This window comes from Streptomyces sp. NPDC052016, assembly GCF_044548445.1.
In the GTDB taxonomy this organism is placed as follows: Bacteria; Actinomycetota; Actinomycetes; order Streptomycetales; family Streptomycetaceae; genus Streptomyces.
This window is the reverse complement of the sequence record NZ_JBIUBX010000035.1, coordinates 1-11,093: the sequence shown is the minus strand read 5'-3', so window position 1 is coordinate 11,093 and position 11,093 is coordinate 1. Positions and strand designations below refer to the sequence as shown.

Genomic DNA, 11,093 nt, shown 5'->3' with positions numbered 1-11,093 from the left:
GCAGGCTAACCCACGCGCCCGCGGCGGAACAAAGTGGCCCGTCACCTTCTGCGCACAGGAATTCCACTGGGCGCGCACCGCGCATGGGCCGCCGGAAACGGGGTACCCGACAGGGTTTGCCCCAGGCCCGGGCCGGGGGTCTCAGGCGAGGTCCGAGCCGAGCAGTCCGGCGCGCAGCCGGCGCACCACGCGGCTGATGAGCCGCGAGACGTGCATCTGTGAGATCCCCAGCTCCCGGCCGATCTCGGCCTGCGTCCGCTCCTCGACGAACCGCAGGTGCAGGATCCGCCGCTCCCGGGCATCGAGTTCGGCGATCAGGGGCGCCAGGGAGTGGAAGTCCTCGACGAGTTCCAGTGCGGGCTCCTCCGTGCCGATGAAGTCGGCCAGCACGGACTCGCCGTCGGCGCCGCCCTCGGAGGTGAGGGCCGCGTCGAGCGACGCGGAGGTGTAGCAGTTCGAGGCCTTGCGCGCCTCGATGACCTCTTCCTCGGACAGCGACATCAGCTGCGACAGCTCCCGCGTGGTCGGCATCCGGCCGAGCCGCGTCTGCAGTTCCTCGGTCGCCCGCGCCAGTTCGACCCTCGCCTCCTGGAGCCGGCGCGGCACGTGGACGGCCCAGCTCGTGTCCCGGAAGAAGCGCTTGATCTCGCCGACGATGTACGGAACGGCGAACGAGGTGAACTCGACCTCCCGGGACAGCTCGAACCGGTCGATCGCCTTGATCAGGCCGATCGTCCCGACCTGGACGATGTCCTCCATCGCGTCGCCCCGTCCGCGGAAGCGGGAGGCCGCGTACCGCACGAGCGACAGGTTCATCTCGATCAGGGTGTTGCGCACGTACTGGTACTCGGGCGTGCCCTCCTCCAGGACGGCCAGCCGGTCGAAGAAGGGGCGCGAGAGCTCCCGCGCGTCCTTCGGGCTGACCCTGGTGGGCGTGTCGACGAGCGGAACCCCTCCCCACAGGTCGTCGGTGACCTCCTGCCCTGCCGTGGCCGTCGGTGCCTGTGCCGTCACGGCATCCATTCCGCTCACTCCGTTCGTCGGGGCCCGCCGGGACGTGTCGAAGATCGCCGGGCCGGTCACATGACGCACTCCGTCTGCCCCTGCTTCCCCGACTCATGCCGTAACGGATGCGCCACCGCCCGGCCGACGGCGCACGGCGGCCCGGCAACCGTGCGACCCGCCCTGAATGCGGCCGCGACGGGCGGGTATCCGCAGCTGTGGAACGGGAGAAGGGAGCAGCGTGACCATCGACGGAATCTGGTCCTACGCACCGGGCAGCGGGCATACCGAGGGGCAGGACCTGACGGGGTACGGGGTGACGGCGGCCGACGGCACGATAGGTCACGTCGAGCGCGAGGACGGCCACCACGGGATGTGGCACCTGGTCGTCGACACGGGCGTCTGGCTGTTCGGCAGGAGCGCCGTCGTACCGGTGGGTGTCGTCACGGCCGTGGATCCGCGGAGCCGCACCGTCACACTGGCCTGCACCGGGGACGAGGTCAGGCAGGCCCCCCGGTTCCGGACCGACAGCGAGACGATGGACCCCGCGTACCTGACGGTCGTCGGTGACTATTATCACCGCCTGAGCCCGCGCGGAAGCGCGCCCGCCTGACCCACCCGGCGGCCCCGCCCACGGGCGCGGGTACCCGCCTTGTCCTCAAGTGCCCACCACAGACCGGCCGCCGCGTGCCACGATCGAGAAACGGGGTGTCGATGTCCGAACCGACGCAGACCCGGCGCTGCGACCGCCGAGGACCGTGACCGAGCCGTGAGAGGGGACGAACTCGCACCCACGGGACCGGCACTCGCCCCGGTGACGACCGCCGCGTCCGCACGCGCCTACGCGCGTGCGGTGGTCGACGCACGCTGGAACGCCTCCGGGCGTCCGGCACGCGAGGAGGACGTCATCGACCTCCTGCTGGTCGTGTCGGAGATGGTCACCAACGCGATCCGGCACGGCGGCGGCCTGGCCGGGTTCGAGGTGACACCGGTGCGCGACGGACTGCGGATCGCGGTGCACGACCACAGCGACGTCGTTCCCTCCGTGGCGTACGGATCCGGCGCGCTTCCCACCGGCCACCACGGCAACGGCTACGGCTGGCCGCTGATCATCAGGCTGGCCCGGGACATCTCCGTCGCCCGACGGCCGTCGGGCGGGAAGACGGTCAGCGTCCTCGTGCCGATCCGGACCCGGACGTCGGAACCCCCGGGCACCGGCGACCGGCGCTGACGAGGCGTCACCAGGGCAGGAAGACGTGGACGTCCTTCCCGTCGTCACCCGAGACCACGCTGACCTGGCTGCACAGCGTGTGGATCAGATGCCAGCCGATGCCGCCGCCCCCGCTGTTGGGGCGGAACGGGCGCGGAGCCGGCGGCGTGGGATTGGTGTCGTGCAGCGTGACGTGCACCCCGTCGAAGGTGGGGCGCAGCTGCAGTTCGAACGGACCCGGCGCGTACTGGACCGCGTTGGAGGCCAGCTCTGTGACGATCAGCACGATGTCGTGCCAGTACTCCGGCGCCGAGGGCGGTGACGCCCGTTCGAGGACACGGAGGAACTCCTCCGCGGCCAGGCGCGCACCCGTCACGTCCTGCGGTTCGCCCGCGAAGCGGGCGGTGCGGCTCGGAATCGCCCAGGAGGCCAGTGAGTCGTTACCACGGGGCTCGGTTGCCATGTCGTCAGTGCGGCCCCTCGTTCCGGGGCCGTCGTCCTTTCTCGTGCGGCTCTCTCGCGTCGCCACTCTTCAGGGTTCCCGGGGCCGCGCAGGCTACGCGTCCGCTCCACGGCGACGGAGCAGGCCACGCCGGGCGACCCTCTGGCCACACAGCGTGTCCGCCCGCACAATGCCGAACGGGACCGCCGGCGGGCGACGCCGGCCGGGCGACGGAGGGGGACACGGATGACGCGAACGTCGGTGCTGCGCGGCCGGACCGCGGTCGTGACGGGGGCGGCCCGAGGGCTCGGGGCGGCGCTGGGCCGGGCCCTGGTCCTGCGGGGAGCACGGGTGGTCCTCCTGGGCCTGGAGGGGGACGAACTGGCCCGGGTGGCCGCCTCGTTGCCCGACGGAGCCGCCGTCCACCGGGTGGTCGACGTCACGGACGAGGCCGGCCTGGCCGACGCGGCCGCGTGGACCGAACGACGGCTCGGCACACCGTCCGTGGTGGTGGCCAACGCGGGCGTCGCGGAGGCCGGCCCCTTCGGGCGCTGCGACCCGCGGGTGTGGCGGCGCATCGTCGAGGTCAACCTCGTCGGCAGCGCCAACACCGCGCGGGCCTTCCTCCCCGGTCTGCTGGCCACCCGGGGCTACCACCTGCAGATCGCCTCGTCGGCGGCCCTCGCCCCGGCGCCCCTGCTGTCGGCGTACTGCGCCTCCAAGAGTGGTGTCGAGGCGTTCGCCCACGTGCTGCGCGGAGGTCGGCCCGCGCGGCGTCGGCGTGGGCGTCGCCTACCTCAGCTGGACGGAGACCGGCATGACCGAGGACGCCGACCGCCACCCCGCCCTGCGCCGCATCAAGGCGGGGATGCCCTGGCCCGGCTCCAAGCTCTACCCGGTCGACCCCGTCGCCGGCCGGCTGGCCGACGGGATCGAACGGCGCGCGGTCCATCTGTACGGCCAGCCCTGGCTGCGCGCGGTGCGGGTGCTGCGACCCCTGCTGCCCGGCGCCGTCGCCTGGCACAGCCGGCACAGCGGCGGCCCCGGCCGGCTCGAGGACATCGAGCCGACGGGACTGCTGGGCCGCGGCGGCGGCGCGGCCGCCGGACCCGTCCGCTGACGACGCCCCACCGCCCGGCTCACCGGAAGACGTTGTCCGTGTCGTCCCAGCTCAGGACTTCCTCCGGGGTGCTCTGCCGGGGCAGACGTGCCCGCGCCTGGTACATGGCCTCGATCTCCGCCGCGTAGTGCTGGACGATCGAGTCGCGGCGCAGCTTCATCGACGGGGTCAGCAGCCCGTTGGTCTGGTCGAACGGCTCCGGCAGCACCCGGAAGACACGGATGGACTCCGAGCGGGACACCGCGCTGTTGGCCGCGGCAACCGCGCGCCCGATCTCGTCCCGCAGGGCGTTCTCCTCACGCGCCTCCCGGCTCGGCGTGTCGCCCTGGATCGCCAGCCCGCCGCGCCAGTGCGCCAGGAAGTCCGGGTCCAGGGTGATCAGCGCTCCCACGCAGGGCCGGTTGTCGCCCACGACCACCGCCTGATGGACCAGCGGATGCATCCGCAGCCGCTGCTCCAGGGCCGTCGGCGCCACGCTCTTGCCGCTGCTGGTGATGATGACGTCCTTCTTGCGGCCGGTGATCGTGAGATAGCCGTCGGAGTCCAGGAACCCGAGGTCCCCGGTGGCCAGCCAGCCGCCGTGCAGCGCCGCCCGGGTGGCCGCGTCGTCGTTGACGTAGCCCTGGAACACCGACGGGCCGCGGACCAGGATCTCCCCGTCGTCCGCCACGCGGATCTCGGTGCCGGGCAGCGCCTGGCCCACGGTGCCCGACTTCTCCCGGCCCAGCGGCTGCATGGTGATCCCGCCGCTGGTCTCGGTCAGACCGTAGCCGTCGTGGACGTAGATGCCGATGCCCTCGTAGAAGAGGGACAGGTCGCGGTGGAGCGGTGAGCCGCCCGAGGTGGCGCGGTGGACCCGGCCGCCGAGCGCGGCGCGCAGCCTGCGGTACACCGTCCGCTCGAAGAGGGCGTGCTGGAACCGCAGGTCGAAACCGGGCCCCGAGCCCCGCCCCAGCCGCCGGCGTTCGACGGCCGCCGCGAAGTCCCGGGCCGTCTCCGCTGCCCGCTCGAACAGCGCGCCGCGGCCCGACTGCTGGGCCGTGCGCAGGAAGTTCTTGTAGATCTTCTCGAACACCGACGGCACCGCGTACAGATACGTCGGCCGGAAGGTGCGCAGGGCCTCCGTGAGCGCGGCCGCGCCCAGGTCGGGCTCGTGGCCCATGAGGATGCCGCCGCGGATGCACAGCCCCTGGATCATCAGGCCGTACACGTGCGAGAACGGCAGGAAGGCGAGGACGGACGGCTGCTGTCCGGGCGGCGCCGCCGTGTGTCTCCAGCCGGCCAGCAGCGTGTCGCAGGGGGCGGCCAGGCTGCGATGGCTCAGCGCGCAGCCCAGGGGGCGGCCCGAGGTGCCGGAGGTGTAGGCGATCGCCGCGGTGGAGTCCGGCAGCACGATGCGGCGCAGCGAGTCCACCGTGGTCAGTGGGACGTCCGCACCGAGCCGGGTGAGCTCCTCGAGCGCGCCGGCGTCGAGCTGCCAGACGTGCCGCAGCGCGGGCAGCGCCGCGCACACCGAGCCCACCGTCATGACGCTCTGCTCGTCCTCGACGACCACTCCCACACAGCCCGAGTCCCGCAGGATCCACTCGACCTGGTCCCGCGAGGACGTCGGGTAGACCGGCACCACCTCCGCGCCCACCGCCCACAGCGCGTGGCTGAGCACCGACCACTCGTAACGGGTCCGCGCCATGATCGCCACGCGGTGCCCCGGTGAGATCCCGGACGCCACCAGCCCTTTGGCCAGGTCGACCACCTCGTCGCGCAGCTCGATCGCCGTCACCTCCTCCCACCCGGCGGAGCCCGGCGAGCGACGGGCGAGCACCGGGAGCGTGGGGGTGCGGGCGGCTGTCTCGAAGACGCTGTCGGCGAGCCCTCCGGTCAGGGGCGAGGCGGCTGGGGGAGCGAGGGCGACGTCGCGCATGCGCTGCTCCTGACATGTACGGGCTGTGACTCCGCCGATGAGGACTGTTATCGACGGTGGTCGAATGTAGCCCAGGCAGGACCGCTTGGGGCCGGGAACGAACAACTAATCCGCGTTGATGATCCCGGCCGGTCCTGGGGACTCGGAGGACATGACGCACATCAACCCCGACCCCGAACCGGAACGCAGCACCGGCCTGGAACCGGGCGGCGGTGTCCCCCCGGGCGAGACCCCGCCCGCGGAGAGCAGCATGCCCGAGGCCGGACCCCAGGAGACGCACAATCCCCCCAAGGGCTGGGCCAAGGGCCCGCTCAGTCTGATCATCGTCCTCGCCGTGCTGGTCGCGGCCTTCTTCCTGGCGTACGCCCTGGTCCTCCTGCTCTGAGCGGGAGGACCCGCGCCGGCGTCAGCCCTGGGTGTGCCGGACGCACGTGGTGACGACCTCGCGGAGGCTGCCGGTGCGCTCCCACACCTCACGCTGGATCCGGGCCCCGTTGCCGTCGCGCAGCAACCGCGCGCAGGCCGCACGGGCCCGCTCCAGGTCCCCGCTGTCGGCCAGTGCGTCCTCGACGTGGTCCAGCAGCGCCCGCACCACCGTCTCGGCCGGCGCGTGCTGCATGGTCGCGGGGTGCAGCAGGTCCCCGGTCAGTCCCGAGCGGGCGGCCCGCCAGTCGGCCAGCCGCAGCAGGCTCACACTGTGGTCCACCGGTTCCTCGCCCGCCTTCCACTCCCGGGCGGCGGTCTCGACGAGCCCGCGCACCAGCGTGGCCACGAGCACGGCGGTGTCCGCGTGCAGACAGACGTCCGACACCCGGATCTCCACCGTCGGGTAGCGCGCCGACAGCCGGGCGTCGAAGTAGACCATGGCCTCGTCGAGGATCGTGCCCGTGGCCACCATGTCCGCCACCCGCTGGTGGTAGCGCTCCGCCGACCCGAACAGCTCGGTCGGGCCGGCCGACGGCCAGCGCTGCCACACCCGGCTGCGATAGCTGTTGTACCCCGTCTCCTTCCCCTGCCAGAAAGGTGAGTTGGCGCTGAGCGCCGACAGCACCGACAGCCACGGCCGGATCCGGTCGACGACCGCGACGCCCTCCTCGTCTGACTCGACCGACACATGGACGTGACAGCCGCACACCAACTGCTCCCGGGTGGCGATGCCGTACTGCTCGGCCATCCACTGGTAGCGCCGGTTCATGCCGACGGACGGGCGCACCGGCAGCGGGGAGGTGGCCAGCGCGGCCACCGTGCACCCGATCTCCCCGGCGTGCCGCGCCGCCTCCCCGCGGATGCGGACGATCTCCTCGCCGAGTTCGTCCATGCCCGACTGCGGGTGGGTGGCGAACTCCAGCATCTGGTTGTGCAGTTCCTTCTCGAAGACGTCCGGTTCCTCGGGGTCCCGCGTGGCGCGGGCGAGAACGGCGGCGGACAGGGCCTGGGGCTCCCCGGTCTCCGGGTCGACCAGGAGGAGTTCTTCCTCCACTCCGACGGTGCGCACGGCATGCAGCCTTTCTCTGGCAGGTGGTACGCACCCGACTGCCCCGTCGGGCCTGCTTCACACGGCCGGTGGCGTCCACCACATCGTGGCGAGCGGCGGCAGTGTGAGCCGGATCTCCCCGTTCTCCGCCTTGATCCCGTCGGCGTGGGTGACGTCGCTGCCGCCGTAGCGCGCGGCGTCGGTGTTGAGCGCCTCGTGCCAGACGGGGACCTCGCCGGGGACGGCCAGACGGTAGTCGTGGCGGACGACCGGGGAGAAGTTGCTGACGGCCAGCAGCGGCCTGCCGTCGGCGTCGTACCGCAGGAACGCGAAGACGTTGTCGTCGGCCGCGTCGCACAGCACCCACCGGAATCCGCCCGGGTCGGTGTCCCGCTGCCACAGCGACGGGGTCGCCCGGTAGAGGGCGTTGAGGTCGCGGACCAGGTCCTGTACGCCACGGTGGTCGGCGGCTGCGCAGTAGCCGGGGTCGAGCAGCCACCACTCGGGGCCGTGCGCCTCCGACCACTCGGCGCCCTGCGCGAACTCCTGTCCCATGAAGAGGAGTTGCTTGCCGGGGTGCGCCCACATGAACCCAAGGTACGCACGGTGGTTGGCACGCCGCTGCCACCAGTCGCCCGGCATCTTCGACACCAGAGCCTGCTTGCCGTGGACGACCTCGTCGTGGGAGATCGGCAGGACGTAGTTCTCGCTGTAGGCGTAGATCATCGAGAAGGTCATCTCGTGGTGGTGGTACTTGCGGTGCACCGGCTCCTTGCTGATGTACTCCAGCGAGTCGTGCATCCAGCCCATGTTCCACTTCAGGCCGAATCCCAGACCGCCGCTGTCGGTGGGCCGGGTCACCCCGCCCCAGGCCGTCGACTCCTCCGCGATGGTCACGACGCCCGGATTCCTCCGGTACACCGTCGCGTTCATCTCCTGCAGGAACGCCATCGCGTCCAGGTCCTCCCGGCCGCCGTACGCGTTCGGCGTCCACTGCCCCGAGTCCCGCGAGTAGTCGAGGTACAGCATGGAGGCGACGGCGTCGACGCGCAGACCGTCGATGTGGAACTCCTCGCACCAGTACGTCGCGTTGGCCACCAGGAAGTTGCGCACCTCGGTGCGCCCGAAGTCGAACTCGAACGTCCCCCAGTCGGGGTGCTCGGCCCGCTGGGAGTTCCCGGGCTCGTACAGCGGATCCCCGTCGAAGCGCGCCAACGCCCAGTCGTCCTTGGGGAAGTGCGCCGGCACCCAGTCCATGATCACGCCGATCCCGGCCCGGTGGAGGCGGTCCACCAGGTACTTGAAGTCGTCCGGGGTGCCGAGCCGCGAGGTCGGAGCGTAGAAACCGGTGATCTGGTAACCCCAGGACCCCGCGAAGGGATGCTGGGCGACCGGCATGAACTCGACGTGGGTGAAGCCGAGGTCCTTGACGTACGCGGGCAACTCCTCGGCCAGCTCGCGGTACGTCAGCCCCGGTCGCCAGGACGGCAGGTGCACCTCGTACACCGAGAACGGCGCCACGTGCACGGGCACGTCACCCCGGTGCGCCATCCACTCCTCGTCGCCCCACTCGTGGTGCGAGGCGTGCACGATCGACGCGGTGTCCGGCGGGACCTCCGCGCACCGCGCCATCGGGTCCGCCTTGAGGAAGCGGTGGCCGTAGCGGGAGTGGATCTCGAACTTGTACCGGGTGCCCTCGCCGACCCCGGGCAGGAACAGCTCCCACACCCCCGACGCGCCCAGGGAACGCATGGGGAAGGCGGTCCCGTCCCAGAAGGTGAAGTCCGCGGCGAGCCGCACCCCCTGGGCGTTCGGCGCCCACACCGTGAAGCGGGTGCCGGCCACCCCCTCGTGGGTCATCGGCTCGGCGCCGAGCGCCTTCCACAACTGCTCGTGCCGGCCCTCACGGATGAGGTGCAGATCGAGTTCGCCCAGGGAGGGCAGGAAACGGTACGGGTCGTGCACCTCCCGCTCGTCCGAGCCGTCTTCCTCGTACGCCACGAGCAGCGTGTACGCGGGGATCGCCTCGAGCGGCAGGACGGCCGAGAACAGACCGTCGCCCTCCGAGACGAGCGGGACGCGCTCACCGTCCACCACGACGGCCACCGAGCGGGCGAACGGGCGCAGCGCCCGGAAGGCGATGCCGCCCGGCACCGGGTGCGCGCCCAGCAGGGCGTGCGGGTCGTGGTGGGCGCCCGCCAGCAGGCGCCCGCGGTCGGTCGGGTCGAGCGCGGGCGCCGCGGGCGGGCGGGGGCCGGCCGACTCGGGCAGAGAGATGTCGCGCAGAGCCATGGGTCAGCCTCCTCGGACGGCGAGTCGCTCGATCGCCGCCATGGGTACGGGTAGCCAGTCGGGGCGGTGCCGGGCCTCGTACAGCACCTCGTACACCGCCCGGTCGGTCTCGTAGGCACGCAGCAGGGCGTGCTTCTTGCGGGGGTCCCAGCCCGCCCGGGCCGCGTAGCCGGCGCAGAAGGCCTCCCGGCAGCGGCGCGCCCACTCCGGACGCCAGGGCCGGCGCTGGCGGGCGGCGTAGTCGAAGGAGCGCAGCATGCCGGCGATGTCCCGCACCGGGGAGTGCGCGCTGCGCCGCTCGGCCAGCGGGCGGGACGGCTCGCCCTCGAAGTCGATGACGAACCACTCGCGCCCGGCGCGCAGCACCTGCCCGAGGTGCAGATCGCCGTGGATGCGCTGGGCCGGCGGACCCGGGTCGCAGACGGCGAGCGCGCCGAAGGCGGTGGTCAGGCCGGGGACGTACGGGCGGAGGGCCGCCACGTGGTGCGCGGCCGTCTCCAGCCGCTCGGTCATCGCCGCCGCCGTCCGCGCGTTGTCACCCTGCGGAGCGGCCGGGAAGGCCGCGGCCAGGGCGAGGTGCACCTCCGCGGTGGCCCCGCCCAGGGCCTCGGCCTCCACCGCGAAGTCGTCACCGTGGGCGAGGGCGTTCAAGGCCAGGGTCCAGCCGTCCGAGGCGTCGGGCAGGAACGGCTGCAGCACGCCCAGCGTCGCGTCCTGGGGATCCGTCGTCCTGAACCACGCCACCGGGGCCGGCACCCGGCCGCACCCCTGCCCCGCCAGCGCGACCGGCACCTCCAGATCGGGGTTCACCCCGGGCTGGATGCGCCGGAACACCTTCAGGATGAACGCGTCGCCGTACACCACGGACGTGTTCGACTGCTCCGCCTCCAGCAGGCGGGGCGCCAGCCCGGCCGGCAGCGGCACCGACGGGTCGGACTCGAAGGTCAGCGGACCCAGCGGGCCCGGGTGCCGCATGCGCTCCAGCAGCAGATGCGCGGACCGGGGGTCCTGCAACGCGTCGTGCACCGCGAGACCGGCCAGCGCCCCCTCCTCCACCCTGCCGATCAGGGCCCGGCCCATGCGCGGCGACACATGCCGCTGGATGCCCAGGAGCAGCTGGTAGCAGTCCCCGGGCGGGGGAGTGCCGCCCGGTGAGGGCACGCCCGACTGGCCGGTCTGCACCAGCAGGTGCAGACAGCCCGGATACAGCTCCGTCATCGACAGCAGACGCAGGTCGTTGAGGGGCCGGTCCTTGCCCGCGAACCAGCGCTGCCGGGGCAGCCACTCGCGCAGCAGCGCCCCGAGCGTCCCGCCGGAGCGGACGCCGACGGCACTGCCGGGGTTCAGAGATGCGGTCTTCGGCATGGTGACGCGTCCTTTCCTCGGCGCACGCTCACAGGCGCCGGCCGACGCGGGATGCGGCTCGGGCGAGCCGGAACCAGTAGAAACCGTGGCCTGCGAGGGTCAGCAGGTACGGCAGCTCGCCGATCGCGGGGAAGCGGACCCCGCCGAACAGCTCCACGGGGTGGCGGCCGTCGAAGCGGCGCAGGTCGAGCTCGGTGGGCTGGGCGAAGCGCGAGAAGTTGTGGACGCACAGGACCAGGTCGTCCTCGTATTCGCGGAGGAAGGCGA

At 72.5% G+C, this 11,093-nt stretch carries 10 protein-coding genes and 1 pseudogene; 4 read left to right on the top strand and 7 right to left on the bottom strand.

What is annotated here, in order from left to right; all coding sequences use genetic code 11:
• Positions 1–141: 141 nt before the first annotated feature.
• Positions 142–1,023, bottom strand: a complete 882-nt coding sequence (locus ACIHAR_RS34755) for an RNA polymerase sigma factor SigF (protein ID WP_365471191.1) — start codon at positions 1,021–1,023, stop codon at positions 142–144.
• 220 nt (positions 1,024–1,243) lie between these two features.
• Between ACIHAR_RS34755 and ACIHAR_RS34750 the strand changes: the two genes are divergently transcribed.
• Positions 1,244–1,615 (top strand): PRC-barrel domain containing protein, encoded by a 372-nt coding sequence (locus ACIHAR_RS34750; protein WP_365471188.1) that lies wholly within the window; start codon positions 1,244–1,246, stop codon positions 1,613–1,615.
• Positions 1,616–1,771: 156 nt separating this feature from the next.
• Entirely contained in the window at positions 1,772–2,233 is a 462-nt protein-coding gene (locus ACIHAR_RS34745; protein WP_365471185.1) for an ATP-binding protein, read from the top strand.
• A 7-nt stretch (positions 2,234–2,240) separates the two neighbouring features.
• Here ACIHAR_RS34745 and ACIHAR_RS34740 read toward each other — a convergent pair whose 3' ends face one another.
• Complete coding sequence (locus ACIHAR_RS34740; RefSeq protein WP_365471182.1) at positions 2,241–2,675, bottom strand: ATP-binding protein; 435 nt, start codon at positions 2,673–2,675, stop codon at positions 2,241–2,243.
• 225 nt (positions 2,676–2,900) lie between these two features.
• On the opposite strand from ACIHAR_RS34740, the pseudogene ACIHAR_RS34735 reads away from it, so the two are divergent.
• Positions 2,901–3,774, top strand: a pseudogene (locus ACIHAR_RS34735) (short-chain dehydrogenase/reductase).
• 19 nt (positions 3,775–3,793) lie between these two features.
• Here the strand turns inward: ACIHAR_RS34735 and ACIHAR_RS34730 are convergent.
• On the bottom strand, positions 3,794–5,695 hold the full coding sequence (locus ACIHAR_RS34730; RefSeq protein ID WP_365471176.1) for an AMP-dependent synthetase/ligase: 1,902 nt from the start codon (positions 5,693–5,695) through the stop codon (positions 3,794–3,796).
• A gap of 151 nt (positions 5,696–5,846) precedes the next feature.
• On the opposite strand from ACIHAR_RS34730, the gene ACIHAR_RS34725 reads away from it, so the two are divergent.
• Entirely contained in the window at positions 5,847–6,080 is a 234-nt protein-coding gene (locus ACIHAR_RS34725; RefSeq protein WP_365471173.1) for a DUF6480 family protein, read from the top strand.
• Between the two features lie 21 nt (positions 6,081–6,101).
• On the opposite strand, the gene ACIHAR_RS34720 is transcribed toward ACIHAR_RS34725, so the two are convergent.
• From ACIHAR_RS34720 to ACIHAR_RS34705, 4 genes are all read right to left on the bottom strand, one after another.
• On the bottom strand, positions 6,102–7,190 hold the full coding sequence (locus ACIHAR_RS34720) for a glutamate--cysteine ligase (protein WP_365471170.1): 1,089 nt from the start codon (positions 7,188–7,190) through the stop codon (positions 6,102–6,104).
• Between the two features lie 57 nt (positions 7,191–7,247).
• Entirely contained in the window at positions 7,248–9,461 is a 2,214-nt protein-coding gene (gene glgB / locus ACIHAR_RS34715; RefSeq protein WP_365471167.1) for a 1,4-alpha-glucan branching enzyme, read from the bottom strand.
• A gap of 3 nt (positions 9,462–9,464) precedes the next feature.
• Positions 9,465–10,826: a maltokinase gene (locus ACIHAR_RS34710; protein WP_400023208.1), complete on the bottom strand. Its 1,362-nt coding sequence runs from the start codon at positions 10,824–10,826 to the stop codon at positions 9,465–9,467.
• A gap of 28 nt (positions 10,827–10,854) precedes the next feature.
• Positions 10,855–11,093, bottom strand: a 239-nt coding sequence (locus tag ACIHAR_RS34705; RefSeq protein WP_400023206.1) for an alpha-glucosidase C-terminal domain-containing protein, incomplete at its 5' end; no start/stop codon positions are given.

Coding starts and splice junctions, on each gene's coding strand:
- ACIHAR_RS34710 (WP_400023208.1), bottom strand. CDS start 10,826: ATGCCGAAGACCGCATCTCTGAACCCCGGCAGTGCCGTCGGCGTCCGC.
- ACIHAR_RS34725 (WP_365471173.1), top strand. CDS start 5,847: ATGACGCACATCAACCCCGACCCCGAACCGGAACGCAGCACCGGCCTG.
- ACIHAR_RS34740 (WP_365471182.1), bottom strand. CDS start 2,675: ATGGCAACCGAGCCCCGTGGTAACGACTCACTGGCCTCCTGGGCGATT.
- glgB (WP_365471167.1), bottom strand. CDS start 9,461: ATGGCTCTGCGCGACATCTCTCTGCCCGAGTCGGCCGGCCCCCGCCCG.
- ACIHAR_RS34755 (WP_365471191.1), bottom strand. CDS start 1,023: ATGGATGCCGTGACGGCACAGGCACCGACGGCCACGGCAGGGCAGGAG.
- ACIHAR_RS34730 (WP_365471176.1), bottom strand. CDS start 5,695: ATGCGCGACGTCGCCCTCGCTCCCCCAGCCGCCTCGCCCCTGACCGGA.